General features: G+C 60.1%; 10 protein-coding genes and 1 pseudogene. 7 read left to right on the top strand and 4 right to left on the bottom strand.

What is annotated here, in order from left to right:
- Positions 1-5: 5 nt before the first annotated feature.
- Positions 6-896: an aldo/keto reductase gene (locus tag L0U79_RS10160; protein ID WP_233842162.1), complete on the top strand. Its 891-nt coding sequence runs from the start codon at positions 6-8 to the stop codon at positions 894-896.
- Between the two features lie 53 nt (positions 897-949).
- Here the strand turns inward: L0U79_RS10160 and L0U79_RS10155 are convergent, their stop codons facing one another.
- Positions 950-1,879 (bottom strand): 5'-nucleotidase, encoded by a 930-nt coding sequence (locus L0U79_RS10155; RefSeq protein WP_233842161.1) that lies wholly within the window; start codon positions 1,877-1,879, stop codon positions 950-952.
- Positions 1,880-2,466: 587 nt separating this feature from the next.
- Here L0U79_RS10155 and L0U79_RS10150 point away from each other — a divergent pair.
- Positions 2,467-6,276, top strand: a complete 3,810-nt coding sequence (locus L0U79_RS10150; protein ID WP_233842160.1) for an autotransporter outer membrane beta-barrel domain-containing protein — start codon at positions 2,467-2,469, stop codon at positions 6,274-6,276.
- 110 nt (positions 6,277-6,386) lie between these two features.
- On the opposite strand, the gene L0U79_RS10145 is transcribed toward L0U79_RS10150, so the two are convergent.
- Together L0U79_RS10145 and L0U79_RS10140 are read right to left on the bottom strand one after the other, a co-directional pair.
- Positions 6,387-7,148 (bottom strand): NAD kinase, encoded by a 762-nt coding sequence (locus L0U79_RS10145; protein ID WP_233842159.1) that lies wholly within the window; start codon positions 7,146-7,148, stop codon positions 6,387-6,389.
- Between the two features lie 144 nt (positions 7,149-7,292).
- Positions 7,293-12,215 carry an NAD-glutamate dehydrogenase domain-containing protein gene (locus tag L0U79_RS10140; protein ID WP_233842158.1) on the bottom strand — a complete coding sequence of 1,641 codons (4,923 nt, stop codon included), beginning with the start codon at positions 12,213-12,215 and terminating at the stop codon, positions 7,293-7,295.
- A gap of 472 nt (positions 12,216-12,687) precedes the next feature.
- Here L0U79_RS10140 and L0U79_RS10135 point away from each other — a divergent pair, with 472 nt between their 5' ends.
- Entirely contained in the window at positions 12,688-13,875 is a 1,188-nt protein-coding gene (locus L0U79_RS10135) for an efflux RND transporter periplasmic adaptor subunit (protein WP_233842157.1), read from the top strand.
- A gap of 11 nt (positions 13,876-13,886) precedes the next feature.
- Entirely contained in the window at positions 13,887-17,096 is a 3,210-nt protein-coding gene (locus tag L0U79_RS10130; RefSeq protein WP_233842156.1) for a multidrug efflux RND transporter permease subunit, read from the top strand.
- A gap of 91 nt (positions 17,097-17,187) precedes the next feature.
- Here L0U79_RS10130 and L0U79_RS10125 read toward each other — a convergent pair whose 3' ends face one another.
- The gene (locus L0U79_RS10125; RefSeq protein WP_233842155.1) at positions 17,188-18,348 is read right to left on the bottom strand and encodes an acyl-CoA dehydrogenase family protein; all 1,161 of its coding nucleotides are present in this window, start codon (positions 18,346-18,348) and stop codon (positions 17,188-17,190) included.
- Between the two features lie 188 nt (positions 18,349-18,536).
- Here L0U79_RS10125 and L0U79_RS10120 point away from each other — a divergent pair, with 188 nt between their 5' ends.
- The 3 genes and pseudogenes from L0U79_RS10120 to metH form a co-directional block, all read left to right on the top strand.
- Positions 18,537-19,463 (top strand): metalloregulator ArsR/SmtB family transcription factor, encoded by a 927-nt coding sequence (locus tag L0U79_RS10120; protein WP_233842154.1) that lies wholly within the window; start codon positions 18,537-18,539, stop codon positions 19,461-19,463.
- Positions 19,464-19,473: 10 nt separating this feature from the next.
- Positions 19,474-20,559 (top strand): homocysteine S-methyltransferase family protein, encoded by a 1,086-nt coding sequence (locus tag L0U79_RS10115; protein WP_233842153.1) that lies wholly within the window; start codon positions 19,474-19,476, stop codon positions 20,557-20,559.
- A gap of 81 nt (positions 20,560-20,640) precedes the next feature.
- Positions 20,641-23,328 (top strand): annotated as a pseudogene (gene metH, locus L0U79_RS10110) (methionine synthase); the annotation flags it as partial.

The raw sequence follows: 23,328 nt of genomic DNA, 5'->3' as shown, positions 1-23,328 counted from the left end.
CCCTTATGCCCATCGAAGCCGCCGCACGCACTTTCGAACTCTCCCCTATCGTTGCCGGTCTCTGGCGCATCACCGACTGGCAGCTTAGCGTGCAGGAGCGCTTGCGTTGGATCGAGCAAGCGATGGAAATGGGTATTACCTCGTTCGATCATGCGGATATTTACGGCGACTATCGCGCCGAATCGCTGTTCGGCGAAGCGCTGAATACCTCGCCGAATCTACGCCAACGCATGCAGTTAGTGACGAAGTGCGGCGTGCGCTTGAAGTCCTCCAAACGCCCCTACCGCATCAATTTTTACGACACGGACACCGCATACGTACGCGCCGAGGTAGAGCAATCGCTTCGCAACCTGCACACCGAGCAGCTGGATCTTGTGTTGATCCATCGTCCCGACTATTTGATGGACGCGGCCGCGCTGGCAGAGACCTTCGCTACGCTCACACGCGAAGGCAAGGTGGTGAACTGGGGCGTTTCCAATCACAGCACGAGTCAGTTCGCGCTGTTGCATCAGCACCATCCGCTGGTCACCAATCAGCTGGAACTGTCTCCGCTGCAGATGGATACCTTGGACGACGGTTCGCTCGATCAGGCACAGCAACTCGGCTTGCGCCCAATGATTTGGTCGCCACTGGGTGGTGGGCGGCTATTCAATGGCGAGGATGAGCAAGCAGCGCGCGTTCGCGCCGAAATGTCCGCTATCGCAGCGCGCCTTGGCATTTCCCTTACCACGCTCGCCTTTGCGTGGGTGCTGCGTCATCCCTCGCGGCCGTATCCCATTACGGGGACGCGTCGTATCGAAGGCTTGCGCGATGCCGTCGCTGCATTGAACGTGCGGCTCGATCCCGAAGATTGGTATGCCATTTGGACCGCCTGCAAAGGGCATGGGGTACCCTGAGCACAACGCAGTCGACACAACTGTCTAAGCGAGCGCTTATGGTGAGTAACGAGCTAACCGTTACTCACCCCATGCGGCACATGCCCCGTAGCCACATGCTTCCGCGCCGACTCCACATTAGCCGGCGAATCGTCAAAAAAGATATCCGCGCCAAACGCATCGAGAAACGGCCCCTTATCGCGGCCGCCAAGAAACAGCGCTTCATCGATACGAACACCCCAGCGCCGCAATGTAAGAATCACGCGCTTATGCGCCGGTGCAGAACGCGCCGTCACCAATGCAGTGCGAATCGGTGAATTCTCAGCAGGGAATGCAGCCTGCAAACGATGAACCGCCGTAAGGAACCCACGGAACGGCCCGACGGACAGCGGCTCCTCCGCACGCTCGGTTTCGGTGCGATGAAACGCTTCCAAACCTTCTTCGCGCGATACGCGCTCACCCTCGTCGCCAAAAATCACCGCATCGCCGTCGAACGCAATACGCAATTGCTCGCTTGCGCGCGGCGGCGCTGTGGATGGCAAGATGGTCGCCGCGGCCACACCCGCCTTCAGCGCGCGACCAACGTCTTCGGCATTGGCTGATAAAAACAAATCAGTCTTGAAAGGTGCGATGTAATCGGACGTAGGCGCGCCACTAGTAAACGCAGCGCGGCTGATTTCCAGGCCGTAATGCTGAATCGCATTGAAAATACGCAATCCCGTGTCGCCGGAATTGCGCGACAGCAAAATCACTTCCACCGGCGGCACGTCCCCGGCGAGCTTGTTGAGGCTTAACAGCTTCTGCACCAAAGGAAACGCGACGCCAGGCTGGAGTATCTCGTTCTCGTGATCGATCTGATACGCGCGGTAAGCATCCAAGCCTTCCTTTTCAAACAACATATGACTGTCGCCCAGATCGAATAGCGCACGCGACGAAATCGCGACAACCAGTTTGTTGTCGCTCAAGGCGCTCGGATCGTGTGCGGTTTTGGTTGGACGACTCATAGCGAAGCACCGGAATGTAAGCGTTGAAGCAACCTGAGGACGCGAACGCCCTGAGTTTAGCGCCCCTCGCGAGAACTTGCTGACATACCTAGCCGCAGAAGCAGCTCACTCCCGGATCAGCTCAACACATGACGGCCGGGCAAGTCGCCTTCAAACATTCTGATGAGCATTCGGTTTTATCTGAGCCGACATTCAGGCAAATCGTCACACTCAGAATCTGGACGACGACATACGCGCCACATGTCCAAACATTACGATATTCGCCTTGCTGAACAAAGCCCTGATTTACCGGTGATTCGGCGTTGCGAGGGCGCAGTTTTCAGACGAGTCCCATATCACCTCGCCGTCTGAATACCTACGATTTCCCACAGAACAGGACACCTTCGCGACACCTGGCGGCATGCATGTGCAAGGCGTATCCGCACATGCGGTCAACGGCACCACACCGTTTCGCAGTAGCGAAACGCGCCCGCGACAACTCGACAAGTACGTCGAGGAAATCCCAACACGAAACATCGATTCAAGGCTCTTTCTGAGAGTCCAGGGTCCGTTTGCGCCCCAAAATCCATCTCACCAGGAGCACTCGCATGAATAAGGTTTATCGATTCGTCTGGAATGCAGCGACTCACTCGTGGGTGGCAGCCTCTGAATTGGCTCACGCGCGCAGCAAATCCAATTCGCGTCGGCGCACGGCGTTGGCGCTTGCGACGATCTCCGCGTTAGCGGTTTCACCGGTGTGGGCGCAGACATCCATTGACGGCGCAACGCTGACGATTGATGGCACACAAGCTCCGCGGGCACCGTACATGCTGTACGTTGGCAATGTTGGCCAAGGTACGTTGAATGTCGTCGCGGGCGGCGTGGTCAACAGTACAGGCGGCAGTTACATCGGATTGAATGCAGGCTCCAACGGTGCTGTGACCGTCGATGGGGTTGGCTCAGTTTGGACGGAAGGCAGCTCGCTCAATGTCGGTTACAACGGCGCGGGCACACTCGATGTCACCAATGGAGGCGCCGTCAGCGCAGGCTCAACCCTATACATTGCTCAAAATTCTGGCAGTTCGGGCTCGGTTCGGGTCGACGGAACGGGATCGACGCTGAATGTTGGCGACACTTATGTAGGGTCGAACTTCTTTGGGCCAGGCGGAGACGGATCGCTGACCATCACCAATGGTGCTTCGGTAACGACAGGAGGTTTTAAGATCTATGGCGATGGCGTAACTAATGTCCAGGGACCTGGCTCTAGCCTTGTGGTCACGGGCGGCGTCGGCGTAACGATTGGTCGCGTCACCAGTGGCGCGACACTAAACGTCGCCGACGGCGCTATGGTCGATCTTTCGGGAAATAATTATTCAGGCGGTTACACGTTTCTTGGCACCAATCCGGGTGGCGTAGGCACGATCAACGTTGATGGCGCTGGTTCGCATTTGACGACTGGCTGGACTGCAATGGTCGGCGGCAATGCAGGCGGAAATTCCGGCCAGGGTATCGTCAATGTTACGAATGGCGGCACGATCAGTACCGCAGGAACCGTATTCACTGCGACATCGTCGAATCAAGAGTCCGTGGGCATCATTAGCATCGATGGTGCCGGGTCGAATTGGACGTCTGGTTACGGGTTCAATATCGGTAACTCTGGTCAAGGCACGCTATCCGTCACAAATGGCGGTTCTGCAGTAGCTGCAGGCAACCCTAACGGCGTTGGCAATGTATCCGCAGGCGTTTACGCGGGATCGCAAGGCGCCATCTACGTGAATGGGAACGGTTCAAATATCACAACCTCCGGTGGCGTGAGTGTCGGCTACCGAGGTGTCGGCCTGCTGGAAATCACCAACGGGGGCACCGTCAATTCGACAGCACAGACGCTTGTTGGCGCCTTTAACGGCGCGAAGGGAACTGCCTTCGTTGATGGTGTCGGTTCCACCTTGGCGACGACAGGCGGTCTCTACGTCGGCTACACCAATACAGCGTCGGGTTCACTTACTGTTTCCAATGGTGGCACGGTGACATCAACGACCACGGACATTGCGACGGATTCCAACGCAATAGGCACCGTAGCTGTCGACGGCATAGGTTCCAGTCTCTCCACGAGCGATTATCTGTCGGTGGGAACCGCCAACGTTGGCTCGCTCACTGTAACGAATGGTGCGAACGTCACTAGCGACAGTGCACTCTTCGGGAATAGCAAAACCGGTGTAGGCACGGTAACCATCGATGGTGCGAATTCGTCCTGGACCAATGTGACGGGCATTGCAGTAGGCAATAGCGGTCAAGGCGCTCTGACAATCTCCGATGGCGCGCTTGTTCGATCCAACAACGTTGTGATCGCTCAGCGTGCAGGCTCTTCGGGCACGTTGAATATCGGTGCCGCTGCGGGCGATGCCGCTATCGCCCCTGGCACATTGAATGCAACGAGCCTGAGTTTTGGCAGCGGCACGGGCGTGATCAACTTCAACCATACCGACACCAGCGGCAGTTACGTTTTTGCACCAACCATCACGGGTGGTCCGGGAAGCGTCAACGTATACAGCGGCACCACAGTGTTCAATAGCAACGATACCTACACAGGCGCCACGACGATATCCGGCGGCACGCTCGTGATTGGCGATGATGCGCACACGAGCGCTTCGTTGTCGGGCAGTGCCGTCGACGTTCAGTTGGCGGGCACGCTAGCTGGCTATGGAACGCTCGCCGGAAGTGTTACCAACAGCGGCACGATCCTGCCGGGCAGTGCCGGTATGCCGGGCGGTCCGTTTGGTGCACTCACCATTCTTGGTAACTACGTTGGCAACAACGGCACTGTGCAGATCAACACTGTGCTCAACGAGGGTGGTGCACTGAGCAATCAGCAAACCGATCGTTTGTTGATTCAAGGAAATGTTACCGGCACCACGCTTCTTGACGTGCGTGGCCGGGGCTTGGGTGCAGACACTGACCTAAACGGTGACGGTTACGTGCAACCCAACGAGGGAATTTCAGTGGTGCAAGTGCATGGCGATTCGAGCGCGAATGCATTCCAGCTGAAAGGCGGCTATGTCGCGGTGGGCCCGTGGATGTATGACTTGTATGCATTCGGACCTGGCGCTACGGATCAATCGCAAAGCGTGCTATCGGGTGGCAATTCTTTGGATTGGGACTATCGTCTAGCCAATGCCTTCGAAACTCCGGTGCCCGCACCAACTCCGACACCTACACCTACACCTACACCTACACCTACACCTACACCTACACCTACACCTACACCTACACCTACACCTACGCCGACTCCTACACCTACGCCGACTCCTACACCTACGCCGACTCCTACACCCGCGCCGACTCCTACTCCTGCGCCGACTCCCACGCCTGCGCCAACTCCCACGCCTGCACCGACACCGACAGGTCCGGACCCGGTGATCACCGATCCGCCAGTACCGGTGCGCAAAGCCGTGGCTCCGCAGGTGGGTTCGTACGTGTCGTCCGGCGCCGCACTGCTTGGCTACGGCGGTCAGATGATCGACACCCTGCATCAGCGCTTGGGCGAGATTCGCAATGTGCAAGCCAACGACAACGGCGACCACGGTGGCGAGATGTTCGCGCGCTATATCGGCACGCAGTATCGCTACAACTCCGATCGCAACTTCCAGCAATACGGTTACGACTTCGACCAGCAGGTCAACATGCTGCAGTTGGGTGGCAGCATCCTGGGCTGGACGAACGACAAGAGCAGCGTGCGCTTTGGCGTGGCCGCCGACAAAGGCACTACCACCGTGACGCCCAAGGCCACCAGCATCGGCGGCAGCACGACCAAATACGATGCCGGCGGCGTGTCGGCCTGGTTGACCTGGCAGCAAGACAACGGCTTCTACCTCGATACGGTGGTCGGTGGCGAGAGCTATCGCGGCAAGGTGAGCACGAATCTGCGTGGTTCGGATGTCGCCACGATTCGTGCGCACGGTTGGCACGCATCGATCGAAAGTGGTTATCCGTTCGCCTTGGGTCAAGGCTATGAGCTGGAACCGCAAGCACAGGTGACGTATCAGTCCTTGGTGTTCAACAGCGTCACCGACCAGGACGGTCTGAAGGTGAATCTGGGTGACACCGGACAAGCCACGTATCGCCTGGGTGCACGCCTCACCAAGCACGACGACGAGAAATTCTCGCCATACCTGCGCGCCGACTACATCAACCGTGTCGGTGGCCGTCAGCAGGTGGATGTAACCAGCACCGATTGGCAAGACGTGCAAGCCACGTTCGCCGATGGCCGCGCCGGTGCGAGTTATCGCCTGGGTGGCGGCGTCACCAGCCAGTTCACCAAGAACCTCGCGCTGTATGGCGAAGTGGATTACCAAGGTGCGTTACACAACTACGGTACCAGCGGTTGGACGGCCAATGTGGGTTTGCGCTGGAATTTCTAATCCACGTCGGCACACACGGATGTGCATAGGGAAGTGAGCAAAGAGCCGGGCAATGCCCGGCTCTTTTTTATGCGCGATAGATTTAGGAGCGTTCTAAAAAAATGACTCGTTCAATCCGCCGCGAATTGCTCGTCCAAGATGCGCTGCTCAAGATTGTGTTCGGGATCGAACAACAACTGCACGCCCTGCTCCCGCGATTGGTGAATTTCCACCGTGCGCACGTTGCGCACTTCGAGAAAATCCGCCGTCGCACTTACCGGCCGCTTGCCAGGATCGAGCACACGCAGGCTCACCACCGTGCGATGCGGCAGGATCGCGCCGCGCCAACGACGCGGACGAAACGGACTGATCGGCGTAAGCGCCAGCACGTTCGCATCCAGCGGAAGAATGGGGCCGTGCGCGGAAAGGTTATAAGCCGTCGATCCCGCAGGCGTAGAAACCAGAATGCCGTCGCAGACGAGATTCGCCAGCTTCACCACGTCGTTGAGTTTCACCTCGACATGCGCAGCTTGGTTGGTCTGTCGCAACAACGACACTTCATTGAACGCGAGCGCTGTGCGCGACTGACCGTCGCTATCGACCACGTTCATCTCCAGAGGAAACAATTCGGCCGCGTGCGCGCGCGCAATGCGCTCGGGCAATTCATCGAGATGATGCTTGTTCATCAGAAAGCCGACGCGCCCAAGCTTCATGCCGTACACGGGAACGGCCATCGCGCGATGCGTATGCAACGTGCGCAACATAAAGCCATCGCCGCCTAACGCAACAATCACTTCCGCATCGGTAGCCGGCACGTCGCCGTAGCGCTCGACAAGTTTGCGGCGCGCTTGTTGTGCAACGTTGGTTTCGCTGGCGACGAACGCGAGGCGCATGTCGTGAGGTCCATCTATGATTTGTCGGGCATCCTGAGACGGGAATCGTAAATCGTCAATCGGGAGAAGTAAGAGCTGCCTCTTGTAAACACGTGAGGAGCCGCCCTTCACCATTCCCCATTGACGATTCCCGATTCCCGGCTATTACGCCACCGGCACCTGCGCCAACTGCGCCAGGCGACGCACGGCCACCGAGGCGATCGGATAATCCGCGTTTTGCGTAAGGATTTCCGCCAGCATATCGCGGGTGTACTTCAGCGTGGCGTCGTCGCGGTTGAGCCATGCCTGCACTGGCGACACGTCCTTGCTCGCACCCGTCAAAGCGAGGATTTGCACTACCAGCGCGCGATGCTGATGGTTGAGCTCATCCAGCAACGAACCGCGTGCCTGTGCGTGCCAATGCCCATCCACCGGCAGCGCTTCGATCTGCCCGCGCAACCACTCCAGATCGAGCACCTGACCCAGTTCGTAGAACGCTTCGGCGACCTTGGCGATCGGCTGACCGGTTTGTTGCGCCACTTCCACGATATCGAGCATGGCGCGCAATTCCGGCAGCTTGGCCAGGTGCAGGGCGAGATCGTTGGGGAATCCCAGACCTTCCCATTTTTCCTGGCTCGTCGCGAAGTCGGCCTTGCCGGCCGGCGTGAGCACATCGGGAACGTGGGTGCTGAGTTCAGCCACGGCCGCCTGATAACGCTCCACGTTCGCGGCGATTTCCAACGTACCGCCTGGACGGTTGAGCAACCAGCGCGTGAGGTGACGCAGCAACGACCAGATCTGCATGATCGCGTCGACCTGCGTGCTCTCGGCGACCTTGCTGTCCTGCGCTTCGATCTGCGCCCACATATCGCGTGCGCCGAGGATTTCGCGTGCGGCCGTGTAAGCCTTGGCGATCGCGGCCGGACCCTGCCCCGTATCCTCCTGCATGCGCATCATAAAGGTGGCGCCCATGCGGTTGAGCGTCGAGTTGGTGACCGCCGTGGCGATGATTTCACGCTTCAGACGATGGCGCTGCATATGCGTGGCGTACTTCTCGTGCAACGGCCGCGGGAAGTAACGCACCAGCTCCTTGGAGAGGTACGGATCTTCCGGCACATCCGACTCCAGCAACTGCTGATAAAGACGGATCTTGTCGTACGACAGCAGCACCGAGAGCTCAGGACGCGTCAGACCATGGCCGCGCGTTTTGCGATCGGTGAGCTCGGCTTCGCTGGGGAGGTTTTCCACCTGACGATCGAGCAAGCCTTCGCCTTCCAGCGTGCGGATAAAGTGCGCCATCGAACCGATGCGCTTCACCGACTGACGCTCCATCAACGTGATGGCTTCGTTCTGACGGTAGTTGTCCCACAGCACAAGCTGTCCGACTTCGTCCGTCATCGACGCGAGCTGACGATTGCGATCGTCCACCGTCATCTCGCCGCGCTGCACGGCGTCGCCGAGCAGAATCTTGATGTTCACCTCGTGATCGGAGGTGTCCACGCCGGCGGAGTTGTCGATGAAGTCGGTGTTGAGCAGCACGCCATGTTGAGCCGCTTCAATGCGCCCCTTCTGCGTGAAGCCAAGATTGCCGCCCTCGCCCACCACTTTGCAGCGCAGATCCGTACCGTTGATGCGCAACGCGTTGTTGGCGCGGTCACCGACGTCGCCATGCGTTTCACTCGACGCTTTCACGTACGTGCCGATGCCGCCGTTCCACAGCAAATCCACCGGCGCTTTGAGAATTGCGCTCATCAGATCCGACGGCGCCATCTGCTGCACGTCGGCCTTCAAACCGAGCACCGCGCGCACCTCCGGCGAAATCGGAATCGACTTCACGCTGCGCGGCCACACGCCGCCGCCCGCGGAGATCAGCGACTTGTCGTAGTCCTCCCAGCTCGAACGCGGCAGCTTGAACATGCGATCGCGCTCGGCGAACGATTTGGCCGTATCCGGATTCGGGTCCAGGAAGATGTGGCGATGATCGAACGCCGCGAACAGGCGAATATGTTGGGACAACAACATACCGTTGCCAAACACGTCGCCCGACATGTCGCCGATGCCTACGCAGGTGAAATCTTCGCTCTGAGAATCGCGGCCCAGCGCGCGGAAGTGGCGCTTCACCGACTCCCATGCGCCCTTGGCGGTAATGCCCATGCCTTTGTGGTCGTAGCCGTTGGAACCGCCCGACGCGAACGCATCGCCCAACCAGAAGCCGTGTTCGATCGAAATCGCGTTGGCGATATCGGAGAACGTGGCGGTGCCCTTGTCGGCCGCGACGACGAGATACGGATCGTCTTGATCGTGACGCACCACATCGTGCGGCGGCACTACTTTGCCTTCAATCAGGTTGTCGGTGATGTCGAGCAGGCCGTTGATAAACAGGCGATAGCACGCGATGCCTTCGGCAAGCTGCGCGTCGCGGTCGCCGCCCACCGGCGGATGCTTGACGAAGAAGCCGCCCTTCGAGCCCACCGGCACGATCACGGTGTTCTTCACCATCTGCGCTTTCACCAACCCGAGCACTTCAGTGCGGAAGTCTTCACGACGATCTGACCAGCGCAGGCCGCCGCGCGCGACCGGTCCGAAGCGCAAGTGAATACCTTCCACGCGCGGCGAATACACGAAGATTTCGCGATACGGCACGGGCTTGGGCGCATCTGGCACCAGCTTGGAATCGAACTTGAAGCTGATGTAGTGACGATGCGCACCGTCCCAGGTCTGGAAGAAGCTGGTGCGCAACGTAGCCTTGATGGTGTTCATGAAACTCAGCAAGATTCGCTCGTCGTCCAGGCTCGCCACGTCGTCGAGCAGCGACTTCAACGCCTCCCACAGAATGTGCACTTGCTGATCGCGCTTTTGCGATAGCGCGCCCACGATGCTGTCGATCAGCTCGGGTTTGGCTTTTTGCGTTTCCGCAGGAATCAGCGCCGCCATCTCGCGACGGAGATCCGCTTGAGCGCCTTCCAGCTCCGACGCGGAAAGCAATTCGCGCCGCGTATCGAACTTGGCGTTGAACAGCTCAATCAGCAAACCGGCAATAGCCGGATAGCGATTGAGCGTCTCTTCCATATAGCTTTGCGAGAACGCGATACCGACCTGCTGCAGGTATTTGCAGTAGCCACGCAGCATCGCCACCTGGCGCCAATCGGCCTGCGCCAGCAACACGAGGTTGTTGAAGCCATCGCTCTCCGCTTGACCGCGCCAAAGCGCTTCGAAGCCACGTTCGAAACGCTCGCGCAGATGCGCCAGATCGAACACCAGTTGCGACTTGGTCTTCAACTCGAAGTCGTGAATGGTCAGCGTGCGACCTTCGCTTTCCAACGTGTAGACATGCTCGGCGAGCATGCGTACGCCCATGTTTTCCAACATCGGCAGCGCGTCGGACAGCGAGATCGGCGCGCCGACATGGATCACCTTGAAACGCAGGCTTTGATCGCGCGGGTCTTCGTAGAGATTAAGGTGGATGGAGTCGTTGTTTTTAAGCGTTGTCAGGGCGACGACGTCATTCGCGGCGACTTCCGGCGACACGTCTTCGACGTAGCCGGCTGGCAATTGCTTGCCAAAACGATTGAACAGCGCCACGCCTTGCGCTGCGCCGACTTGCGAAATCAGACTGTCGCGCAAACCGTCATGCCAATTGCGCACGATGTGCAACAAGCGCGCTTCGAGATCCTGCACGTTGAACTTGGGATGATCGCCCGGACGCGGACGCACCGTGACGTGCAGACGCGCCAGCGCGGATTCGCCCATCAACACATTGGAATCCAGGCTCTCGCCGTGGAACACCTCGCGCAACATCGCCTCGATGCGTTCGCGCACTGTGGTGTTGAAACGCTCGCGCGGCACGAAAACCAGGCACGTGAAGAAACGGCCGTAGCGGTCGCGACGCACAAACATGCGCGTGCGGGCGCGTTGCTGCAATTCCAGAATGCCCGTGGCGGTGGCGAACAATTCGTCTTCGGTGCTCTGGAACAGTTCTTCCTGCGGCAGCGTTTCGAGGATATGGCGCAGCGCCTTGCCGGAATACGCATCGCGCTTGAGGCCAGAGCGCGCCATCACCGCTTCCACGCGCTGACGCACCAGCGGCACTTCCTGCGGGCGCGTCATATAAGCGTTGGAGGTGAACAAGCCGAGGAAGCGTTGTTCGGATATCGGCATGCCATTTGCGTCGAACTTCAGCACGCCGACGTAATCCATATTGCCGGGACGATGCACGTGCGAGCGCGCATTCGTCTTGGTAAGAATGATGGCGTCGTAAGAGCCCGACTGCGGCAACTCGTGCGCGGCCAGCGTGCGCAACGAACGCGGTGCGACCGAGCGTTCGCTCTTGTGAAGAATGCCCAGGCCCGACTCTTCGATAGGGCGCAGCACTTCGTCGCCATCGGACTTGGCGACTTCGTATTCGCGATAGCCGAGGAAGGTGAAGTTGTTGTCCGCCAGCCAACGCAGAAATTCGCTAGCTTCGTTGATCGACGACGCATCGAGTTGTAGCTTGCGATTCGGCAGATCGGTAGCGATCGCCAACGCCTTGTCGCGCATCGTGCTCCAATCGCGCACGGCAGCGCGCACGTCTTCCAGCGCGTCGGCAATGCGCGACGTCACCTGGGCGCGGGTGGCTTCGTCCGCGATGTTGTCCACTTCGAAATGCATCACCGATTCGGGCGTGCCGTGTTCGTCGCCGATGCGCTGCAATTGACCGTTGGCGTCGCGCGTGATCTTCACCACCGGGTGAAGCACGGCGTGGATCGCCGAATAGTCGGACAACACCATGGTGACGGTGTCGACCAGGAACGGCATATCGTCGGTAACGATTTCCACCGCGCTGCGCGCCGCGTGGCCCGCGTCCGTAACGCGTACCGACGCGCGGCCGGGCTGGCGCTGCTGCATGAAATCGAACAGACCGGCGACCACCGCCGCCCATTCCGCGGGCGTATGCAGGTCGACATCGGTGCTGGCGATGCGCGAAAAAAAGGCGCTGATAAAAAATTGCGCCTCATCAAGGCGCTTCGTCGGAAAACTGCTTTTTTTCAACTCTTCGAGCACGACAGACGCAAGGGGGATGTCGTTGGCCGCACGGATCGCATTCATGGCTTCTACTTAAAGGAGTGGAGACGGGTGATGTGGAGCAGAAAGCTTTAAAAGGATACGCTTCGGCTTGCATTGAATCTATCGGCAGCGCAACAACTCAGGCGCTTGTAAACAATGCAATCAGCGAACAGTCATGCAACGTGTCCGACAAGCCTTCGCTGTGAACACGTTTACGCGATCCCCTGCAACACGCATCATCTAATCTTGCGTGAGCCACATGACAGGACGCTTGTACACATGCCGGGCCCGCCGCCCTGTGCCGTCAGTCACGACCGCCGGGGGCTGGATTCATGCGGCCGATAAATTGTAAACTGGTCGGTATAGTCTTGCTGGCGCCCCTGTCATCCAGGGACCAACGACACAAGACAAGACGGCTTCGATCCGATAAACGTAGGATTTTCCGGCAAGTACAGCCGGGCAATCCTTATGCCGTTGCCCACCCCACCCCGATTACGCAAGTCATGGAGTTCTCATGAAGTCGACGCCAATGCGCACACCGGTGCTGTGCCTGAGCTTGCTGGCTCTTGCCGCCTGCAGCAGCAAGGACCAAGGCCCGCCCAAAATGCCTACGCCGACGGTCGGGGTGGTAGAAGCCCAACCCGTAAGCGTGCCGCTGACCAAAGACCTGGTGGGCCGCCTTTCGGCCTTCCGCAGCGCCGACGTACGCGCCCGCGTATCCGGCGTGCTGGTCAAGCGCGTCTATACGGAAGGCACCGACGTCAAGCAGGGTCAGGCGCTGTTCCAGATCGATCCGGTTCCCTATAAGGCCGCCCTCGCCAACGCCGAGGCGGCGCTCGCTTCGTCGCAAGCCAGCTACACCAATGCCCACGTAATCGCCAACCGCGATCGCCAGCTGGTGCCGCAGGGCTATATCTCGCGCCAGCAGCTCGATACGGACGAGGCCAACGAACGCTCCGCCCAGGCTGCTGTCCGGCAGGCCGAGGCGAACGTGCAGACAGCGCGCGTCAATCTGGGTTACACCAATGTCACCGCACCGATCGACGGCCGCGCTGGCGAGCAGCAGGTAACCGAAGGCGCGATCGTCGGCAACGGCACCTCGGACGCGGGCGCCAACGCCACCCTGCTCACCACGGTGGACCAGCTCGACCCGCTGTATGTGAACTTCACCCTCGCCGCCGCCGATCTCGATGCCTTGCGTCACGCGCAAAGCAACGGCAACGTGCAGCTTGCTGCGCAGGACAAGACCACCGTCCAGATCGCCATGCCCAGCGGCGCGAAGTACAACCACGTGGGCACGCTGGATTTCTCCGACACCAGCGTTAACCCGACCACGGGCGCAGTGAATCTGCGCGCCCAGGTGCCGAACCCCGAACGCCGCTTGCTGCCGGGCATGTACGTAACTCTGACCGCCACCATGGGCGACTTGAACAAGGTCTTCCTGATTCCCCCGGCCGGCATTCAGCGCGATACCACTGGCGCGTATGCCCTGACTGTGGGCAAGGACGGCAAGGTGGCCCAGAAGCGCGTTACTGCCGACGTCATGCGCGGCAACGACTGGGTCGTCACCAGTGGCCTGGACGCCGGCGATCAAGTGATCGTGTCGGGCACCCAGACGGTCAAACCCGGCGCGCCCGCCAACGCGACGCCTTGGAAGCCTGATGCACAGGCCGCCCAAGGCCCTGCCGCCGGCAAGCAGTAAGGAGACCGCTGATGCCGAGTTTCTTTATCGACCGCCCCATTTTTGCGTGGGTGGTAGCCATTCTGATCACCCTGGTCGGCACCATCTCGGTGCTGGGCATGGGTGTCGAGTCCTATCCCAACATCGCGCCGCCGCAGGTCACGGTCACGGCCACCTTCCCGGGCGCCAGCGCGCAGACCATGGAAGACACGGTCACCAAGGTGATCGAGCAGCAGCTGACCGGTATCGACAACCTGCTGTATTTCAGTTCGGCCTCGAACTCGAACGGCACGGCAACGATCACGCTGAGCTTCGCCACGGGCACCGATCCTGACATCGCGCAGGTGCAGGTGCAGAACAAGGTGTCGCTGGCGCAGCCGCAGTTGCCCGCCGCGGTGACGCAGCAAGGTGTCGTGGTGGCGAAAGCCAACCCGGACTTCCTGATGTTCGTCGCCTTGATCTCCAGCAATCCGGAGATCGATACCAACCGCCTGAACGACATCGTCGGTGCGCGCGTGATCAACACCATCGCGCGTATTCCCGGTGTGGGCAGCACCTTCCAGGTGGGTTCCGAGTACTCGATGCGCGTGTGGTTGAACCCGGACAAGATGCAGGGTTACGGCCTGTCGGCGACACAGATCGAAAACGCGATCTCCGCGCAGAACGTGCAGTTCGCGGCAGGTTCGCTGGGCGCCGATCCTGCGACTGGCGGTCAAGGTTTCACCGCCACGGTATCGGGTGAAGGCTTGTTCTCCTCGCCCGACCAGTTCGCCAACATCATTCTGCGCGCCAATCCCGACGGCACCGTGGTGCGCATGAAGGATGTCGCGCGCATCGAATTCGGCCCGCAAACCTACGGCTTCACCTCGACCTGGACCGGCCAACCGGTCGGCGGCTTCGGTGTGCAGTTGCTGCCGGGTGCGAACGCGCTGAACGTGGCCGAGGCCGTGCGCGCGAAGATGGACGAATTGCAGAAGGACTTTCCGCAAGGCGTCACCTGGTTTGCACCGTACGACAGCACGCCGTTCGTGCGCGTGTCGATCCAGGAAGTGGTGCACACGCTGATCGAAGCCATCGCCCTCGTCTTCTTGGTGATGCTGGTCTTCCTGCAAAACTTCCGCGCCACAATCATTCCCACGTTAGTGATCCCGGTCGCGCTGCTCGGCACGTTTATCGGCTTGGCGCCGATGGGCTTCACCATCAACCAGCTGACCTTGTTCGGCATGGTGCTAGCGATCGGTATCGTGGTGGACGACGCGATCGTGGTGATCGAAAACGTCGAACGCATCATGACGGAGGAAAACCTTCCGCCGAAGGAGGCCACGCGCAAAGCCATGAGCCAGATCACCGGCGCCATCGTCGCCATTACGGTGGTGTTGGCGGCGGTGTTCGTGCCGTCCGCGCTGCAGCCCGGCGCCACCGGCGTGATCTACAAGCAGTTTGCGCTCACCATCGCCGTGTCGATGGGTTTCTCCGCGTTCCTCGCGCTGTCGTTCACGCCGGCGCTGTGCGCCACCATCCTCAAGCCCACGCACGAAGAGAAGAAGAACTTCTTCTATCGCTGGTTCAACAACACCTTCGATTGGGTGACGCACACCTATCACGGCCATGTCGGCGGCGCCGTTCGTCACGCGCCGCGCTGGATGATCGTGTTCGCGTTGGTCGCGATGCTGGCCGGCTTCCTCTACACCAAGCTGCCCACCAGCTTTGTACCGAGCGAAGACCAGGGCTTCGCGCTGGCGATCGTCAGCCTGCCGCCCGGTGCAACGGTGGAGCGTACGAACGGCGTGATGAAAGAAATCCGCGATACGTTGCACAAGAGCCCACTGAAAGACGACTTTGTCGGCATGTATCAAATCGCCGGCTTCAGCTTCGTGGGTCGCAGCGAAAGCGCGGGCATGGTGTTTATCAAGCTCAAGGACTGGAGCGAACGATCGATCACGGCGGACGATTTCATCCTCAAAGCGAACGGCGTGCTGCACAGCATTCGCGACGCGCAGATTTTCGTGGTGAACCTGCCAACCATCCGCGGCCTTAGCCAGTTCGGCGGCCTCGACATGTATTTGCAGGCGCGCAGCGGCCAAACGCGCGGCGAACTAGGTCAATCGCTGGGTATTTTGCTCGGCAAGGCCGCGCAAAGCCCGACGCTCTTCGGCACGCGCCCGAACATCCTGCCCGATGCGCCGCAGTACAACCTCGCCGTCGATCGCGTGCAGGCTTCTGCGCTGGGTCTATCGGTAAGCGATGTGTACACGGCCGTGCAGTTGATGCTTGCGCCGGTGTATATCAACAACTTCATCTACGAAGACCGCGTCAAGCGCGTGATGGTGCAAGCCGATGCGTCGTACCGCATGGGCACGGATGCACTGGGCCACATTTACACGCCAAGCTCGTTGAGCACCGCTTCCACGAGCGGCACGACGTCGAGCAGTTCGTCGAGCAGCACGTCGACCAACTCGCCTTACGGCCCGTACAACATGATTCCGCTGTCCAGCGTGGTGCACACCACTTGGAGCATGGCGGCGCCGTCGCTCACGCGTTACAACGGTTATCCCGCCATCGAAATCGTGGGCGATGCGAACAAGGGCTACTCCACCGGTCAGGCGATGACGACATTGCAAAACATCGTCGATACCGATCTGCCGAAGGGCTTCGGCGCGGACTGGACGGGTCAGTCGTATCAGGAAGTGCTCGCCGGTAACTCGGCCACGCTGCTGATGTTGCTGTCGATCCTGATCGTGTTCCTGTGCTTGTCCGCACTGTACGAAAGCTGGTCGATTCCGGTGGCCGTGTTGCTGGTGGTGCCGCTGGGTCTGCTGGGCATGGTTACGGCGTCCATGTTGCGCGGGTTCCCGAACGACATGTACTTCAAGATCGGCTTGGTGACGGTGATCGGTCTGGCCGCGAAGAACGCAATTCTGATCGTGGAATTCGCGGTGGAACAGCAAGCCGACGGCAAGACGCTGTTCGACGCCGTGCTCACCGCGGCCCGACTGCGACTGCGCCCGATTCTGATGACCTCGATGGCCTTTATCCTCGGCGTGTTGCCGCTGGTGTTGTCCACGGGCGCGGGCGCAAACTCGCGTCACGAAATCGGTACCGGCGTGATCGGCGGCATGGTGTTCGCCACCTTCCTAGGCCTGCTGTTGATTCCGGTGTTCTACGTCAGCGTGCGACGCATGCTCGGCGACAAGATGGACGAAGCCACGCACAAGCTGGCGCGTACCGAACACGGACATTGAGGTTCGCCGCAAACGAAAAAGCCCCGGTTTTCACCGGGGCTTTTTTTATGTGCTCTGCCGACGAAGCGTTCGCCTCGTCGTTTCCCACCGATCAACGTAAGCCAGTTTCCGAACGTGCGATCACCATGCGCTGGATTTCGCTGGTGCCTTCGTAGATCTCGGTGATCTTGGCGTCGCGGAAGTAACGCTCCAGCGGCATTTCCTTCGAATAACCCATACCGCCGTGGATCTGCACCGCCTGGTGCGAAATCCACATCGCCGCCTCGGACGCGACCAGCTTCGCCACCGATGCCTCGGTACCGAAACGTCCGCCGTTCTTTTCCGCCTCGCCTTTCGCCCACGCCGCACGCAGCGTCAACAGCGTGGCCGCGTCGAGCTTGCACTTCATATCGGCGATCTTGGCCTGCGTCATCTGGAACGTGCCGATCGGCTGACCGAACGCCTTGCGATCACGCGACCACTGCAAAGTGGCTTCGTACGCTGCGCGCGCAATGCCCACCGCCTGCGAGGCGATGCCGATACGGCCAGCATCGAGCACGCCCATGGCGATCGAAAAACCCTTGCCTTCCACACCCAGCAAATCTTCCTTCGGGCAGACGTAATCGTTGAATTCGATTTCGCAGGTGGCCGATGCGCGAATGCCGAGCTTGGGCTCCGTCTTGCCGGCATGGAACCCGGGACGCTGCGTATCGATGACGAAAGCCGACACGCCTTTCGCGCCGATACCCGGCGTGGTGATCGCGAACAGCACGATATAACGCGCGACCGGACCGGACGTGATCCAACTCTTCTTACCGTTGATCACCCAGTCGCCGTCCGCATTCTTGGAAGCGCGCGTATGCATGGCCGACGCATCCGAACCCGACTGCGGCTCCGTCAGCGCGTAAGCGCCGATGCCTTCGCCCTGCGCGATGGCGCGCACGTATTTCTGCTTCTGCTCTTCGGTGCCGTGCTTGAGGATGCCGTTGCAGAACAGCGAATTGTTGACCGACATGATCGTCGACGTGGCCGCATCGGCCGCGGCGATTTCGATCATCGCCAGCACATAACCGATCGGGTCCATGCCGGCGCCGCCGTATTCGTGCGGCACCTCGATGCCCATCAGCCCGAGCTGTCCCATCTCGCGGATGTTGTCCAACGGAAACTCGCCTTTGGCATCGAGTTCGGCGGCCACCGGCACGATGCGCTTCTGCGCGAAATCGCGAGCGATGGCTTGGATGGACAACTGGTCTTCGGTGAAACGGAAATCCATAGGGGCTCCGGACTACAAAAAAGGATGGGGAAGCCCCCCATTTTAGCGGGGCTCGGGGAAAGCCCCTGTGCGGTTGCAGCAGAAACCAGGGAACCCTCAAACAAACAAGCCATTACAGCGCTCCCCTTGACGCCAACGGCATCCGTCCCTACCCTTAACATCTCTCTATCGCGATATAAGGATGCACGATGGATCTGGCCACCGCCTCCAGCGTGTTGCGCCTGTTGGCCGATCCCACGCGCGTGCGGCTGCTTGCCTTGCTTGAGCGAGAGGAATTGACCGTCGCCGAACTGGCTGCGGTGCTGCATCTGGCGCAACCGCGCGTCTCCACGCATCTGGCCAAATTGAAAGAAGCCGAGCTGGTGCGCGATCGCCGCGCCGGCGTCTCCGCGTACTACCGCGCCAACAGCGAAGGCAACGAACGCGAGCACGCCCTGATCCGCTCGCTGCGCGAAAGCATCGACGATGCGCTGCTGCGCGAGGACGCCGCACGTCTGCCCGGCGTGCTGGCGCAACGCGCACGCGAGGAAGGCTGGGCCGATACGGTCGCCGGCGATATGGAGCGCCACTACTCGCCCGGCCGCACGTGGGAAACGCTCACACGCTCGCTGCTTCAATTGCTCGAAACCGGCGATGTGCTCGATATCGCCTCCGGCGATGGCGTCACCGCCGAATTGCTCGCTCCGCACGCGCGCTCGATCATCTGCGTAGATGCCGGCGAACGCGTCGTGGAAGCCGCTGCCAAGCGACTCGAAGCGTTCGGCAATGTCCAAGTGCGCCGTGGCGACATGCATGCCTTGGCGATGGACGACGGCAGTTTCGACTTGGTGTTGATGCTGCACGCCCTCACCTATTCCGAACAGCCGGCCAAAGCCGTCGCCGAAGCGGCGCGCGTGCTGCGTCCGGGTGGCCGATTGCTCGCCGTCACGTTAGGCAAGCACGACCATCGCCCCGTGGTGGAGCCGTTCGATCATCGCAATCTCGGCTTTACGCAAAACGATCTCACCAAGCTCGCCACGCAAGCCAACTTGGACGTCATCAGTTGCAACCGCCTGAGCCGCGAACGCAAAGCCCCGCATTTCGAAGTGATCAGCCTGCTCGCCCGCAAGCCGTAAGGAGTTCCCCATGAGCCAACTTCCCTGGCACAACCCCGATCGCGTCGCTGCGTTGGATGCAGCGTTGCGCGAACGCATTCTGATTCTCGATGGCGGCATGGGCACCATGCTGCAAGGGCATCAATTGGACGAAGCCGGCTTTCGCGGCGACCGCTTCGTGGACGGACGCGATAGCGCGCATACGCATACGCACGATCATCCCGGCAGCTGCGATCTGAAAGGCAACAACGACCTGCTGTCGATCACCAAGCCGGAGATCATCCGCGGCGTGCACGAGGCGTATCTTGAAGCCGGCGCGGATCTGGTTGAAACCAACACCTTCAATTCCACGCGCATCAGCCAAGCCGATTACCACCTGGAACATCTGGCGTACGAACTCAATCGCGAAGGCGCCAAGCTCGCGCGCGCCGCGTGCGATGCGTACACCGCGAAAAATCCGGCCAAACCGCGTTTCGCGATCGGTATTCTCGGACCGACCAGTCGCACGGCATCGCTGTCGCCGGACGTGAACGACCCGGGTTTTCGCAACGTCACCTTCGAAGAACTGGTCGACAATTACACCGAATCGACCAACGGCCTGATCGATGGCGGCGCTGACTTGATCATGGTGGAAACCATCTTCGACACGCTCAACGCCAAAGCGGCGTTGTTTGCGCTGAGCGAAGTGTTCCGCGCACGCGGCAGTCGCGTGCCTGTGATGATTTCCGGAACCATCACCGATCGCTCCGGTCGCACGCTTTCAGGACAAACCGCGGAAGCGTTCTACTACTCGGTCAAACATATCCGCCCGCTTTCCGTCGGCTTGAATTGCGCACTAGGTGCGGCCGATCTGCGCCCGCATATCCAAACGTTGTCCAACATCTCCGAAAGCTTCGTCAGCACCCATCCGAACGCGGGTTTGCCCAATGCGTTCGGCGAATACGACGAAACGCCGGCGCAAATGGCGGCCGTGATCGAAGGTTTTGCGCGCGACGGTTTGCTGAATATGGTTGGCGGCTGCTGCGGCACAACGCCCGCGCATATCAAGGCGATTGCCGAAGCGGTAAGCCGCCACGCGCCCCGCCGCCTCAATGCAGAGATCAGCGAAGCGGCATGATGCGCTTCGCTTCTCCGTTCTCCATCCACACCCCACCGCGCCCCGCCAACAGGGCGCGGTGAAACACATCGACGTCGACCACGCATGAGCGCAACCCGCTATACCCGACTCTCCGGCCTCGAACCTCTGGTCATCACGCCGGACTTGTTGTTCGTCAACGTTGGTGAACGCACCAACGTCACCGGCTCCGCGCAGTTCAAGAAACTAATCAAGGAAGATCGTTACGAAGAAGCCGTCGACGTCGCGCGCCAGCAGGTGGCGAACGGCGCGCAGATTATCGACGTGAATATGGACGAAGGTCTGATCGATTCCGAAGCCGCAATGACGCGCTTCCTCAATCTGATCGCCGCCGAACCCGACATCGCGCGCGTGCCGGTGATGGTCGACTCGTCCAAGTGGACGGTGATCGAAGCCGGCCTGCGCTGCCTGCAAGGCAAGGGCGTGGTCAATTCGATCTCCATGAAGGAAGGCGAAGAGCTCTTTCTGGAACACGCGCGAAAAGTGCTCGAATACGGCGCCGCAGTCGTAGTGATGGCGTTCGACGAACAAGGCCAGGCCGATACGTGCGAGCGCAAGGTGGAAATCTGTTCGCGCGCGTACAAGCTGCTTACAGAAAAACTGGACTTCCCGCCGGAAGACATCATTTTCGATCCGAATATCTTCGCCATCGCCACAGGCATCGAAGAACACAACAACTATGCGGTGGATTTCATCGAGGCCGCGCGCGAGCTGAAGAAGCGCTTCCCGCTAAGTCACATATCGGGCGGCGTTTCCAACGTGTCGTTCTCGTTCCGCGGCAACAACACCGTGCGCGAAGCGATCCACTCCGTATTTCTCTATCACGCCATCAAGGCGGGTATGGATATGGGCATCGTCAACGCCGGCGCGCTGACGATCTACGACGACGTGCCCGAAGAATTGCGCGAACGCGTGGAAGACGTGGTGCTCAACCGCCGCCCTGACGCCACCGAACGCCTGCTTGAAATCGCCGATCGCTACAAAGCCAAAAAAGGCGAGGCCGTCGTCGAAAACCTAGCTTGGCGCGACAAGCCGGTACGCGAGCGCCTTGCGCACGCACTCGTGCACGGCATCGATCAGTTCGTGGACGAAGATACCGAAGAAGCGCGCCAGCAAGCCAAGCGCCCGCTCGACGTGATCGAAGGGCCGCTGATGGATGGCATGAACATCGTTGGCGACTTGTTCGGCGCTGGCAAAATGTTCTTGCCGCAGGTGGTGAAATCGGCGCGCGTGATGAAAAAGGCCGTGGCTTATCTACTGCCTTACATCGAAGAAGAAAAACTGCGCACGGGCGACGTCGGCAAAAACAACGGCACCATCGTGATGGCGACGGTCAAAGGCGACGTGCACGATATTGGTAAAAACATCGTGGGCGTGGTGCTCCGCTGCAACAACTTCGAAGTGATCGATCTCGGCGTGATGGTGCCGGCGCAAAAGATTCTGGAAACGGCGCGCGAGCACAACGCCGATCTGATCGGCCTCTCTGGCCTGATTACACCTTCACTGGAAGAGATGAGCCAAGTCGCGCGCGAAATGCAGCGACAGGATTTCCAGATTCCGTTGCTAATCGGCGGCGCTACCACGTCGCGCGCTCACACCGCGTTGAAAATCGAGCCGCACTACAAATCGCCTACGGTTTGGGTGAAAGACGCTTCGCGCGCCGTAGGCGTGGCGCAATCGCTGGTGAGCAAAGATTTGATCGACGGCTTTATGGCGAAGATTCGCGCCGAATATGCCGATATCCGTCAGCGCCATAAACAGCGCGGTTCCGCCAAGCCTTTGGTGCCTTTGGAGCACGCGCGTCAACAACGATTTTCGTGTGACTGGGCTCAGTACACGCCACCGCAGCCGAACAAGCCGGGGCTTACCACGTTCGACCATTACGATCTCACCGAATTGCGCCCCTATATCGACTGGACACCGTTCTTCCAGACATGGGAATTGGCCGGACGCTATCCGGCCATTCTTGAGGACGAAGTCGTCGGCAAGCAGGCCACCGAACTGTTCGCCGACGCGCAGGCCATGCTCGACAAGATCATCGCCGAACGTTGGCTTACCGCGCGCGCAGTGATCGGCTTTTGGCCGGCCAGCCGAGTCGGCGACGATATTGAGATCCAGACGCCAACTGGTACGCAACGTCTTCACCATTTGCGCCAGCAAGCCGAAAAACCCGTCGAGCGCCCGGATTTCTGTCTCGCCGATTTCGTCGCAGCGAAAGAAGCGAACAAGCCCGATTGGATCGGCGCCTTCGCTGTGACCGCCGGCATCGGCATCGAGGAACATATCGCGCGCTTCCAAGCCGATCACGACGATTACTCGTCCATTTTGCTCAAGGCGTTGGCGGATCGATTCGCCGAAGCGTTCGCTGAGCGCATGCACGAGCGCGTGCGTCGCGAATTCTGGGGTTACGAGCCCAACGAAACCTTAGATAACGAAGCACTTATCGACGAGAAGTACCGCGGCATCCGCCCGGCTCCCGGCTATCCCGCCTGCCCCGATCACACCGAGAAAGCCGCGCTGTTCGATTTGCTAAAAGCCACCGACAACGCCGGCATCGAACTGACGGAAGGCTTTGCGATGTATCCGGCGGCGGCGGTTTCCGGCTGGTATTTCTCGCATCCGGACAGTCAGTACTTTGTGGTCGGGCGCATCACGCGCGAACAAGTCGAAGACTACGCCAAGCGCAAAGGCTGGACACGCGAGGAAGCGGAGCGTTGGCTGGCGCCGAACCTCGACTACGATCCCGAGTAG

The organism is Dyella sp. 2HG41-7 (assembly GCF_021390675.1).
Taxonomy (GTDB): Bacteria; Pseudomonadota; Gammaproteobacteria; order Xanthomonadales; family Rhodanobacteraceae; genus Dyella_B.
This window is presented reverse-complemented; position numbering and strand designations above follow the sequence as displayed.

Excerpts from the sequence above, each read along its gene's own strand:
- L0U79_RS10160 (WP_233842162.1), top strand. The coding sequence starts at position 6 with ATGCCCATCGAAGCCGCCGCACGCACTTTCGAACTCTCCCCTATCGTT.
- L0U79_RS10155 (WP_233842161.1), bottom strand. The coding sequence starts at position 1,879 with ATGAGTCGTCCAACCAAAACCGCACACGATCCGAGCGCCTTGAGCGAC.
- L0U79_RS10150 (WP_233842160.1), top strand. The coding sequence starts at position 2,467 with ATGAATAAGGTTTATCGATTCGTCTGGAATGCAGCGACTCACTCGTGG.
- L0U79_RS10145 (WP_233842159.1), bottom strand. The coding sequence starts at position 7,148 with ATGCGCCTCGCGTTCGTCGCCAGCGAAACCAACGTTGCACAACAAGCG.
- L0U79_RS10140 (WP_233842158.1), bottom strand. The coding sequence starts at position 12,215 with ATGAATGCGATCCGTGCGGCCAACGACATCCCCCTTGCGTCTGTCGTG.
- L0U79_RS10135 (WP_233842157.1), top strand. The coding sequence starts at position 12,688 with ATGAAGTCGACGCCAATGCGCACACCGGTGCTGTGCCTGAGCTTGCTG.
- L0U79_RS10130 (WP_233842156.1), top strand. The coding sequence starts at position 13,887 with ATGCCGAGTTTCTTTATCGACCGCCCCATTTTTGCGTGGGTGGTAGCC.
- L0U79_RS10125 (WP_233842155.1), bottom strand. The coding sequence starts at position 18,348 with ATGGATTTCCGTTTCACCGAAGACCAGTTGTCCATCCAAGCCATCGCT.
- L0U79_RS10120 (WP_233842154.1), top strand. The coding sequence starts at position 18,537 with ATGGATCTGGCCACCGCCTCCAGCGTGTTGCGCCTGTTGGCCGATCCC.
- L0U79_RS10115 (WP_233842153.1), top strand. The coding sequence starts at position 19,474 with ATGAGCCAACTTCCCTGGCACAACCCCGATCGCGTCGCTGCGTTGGAT.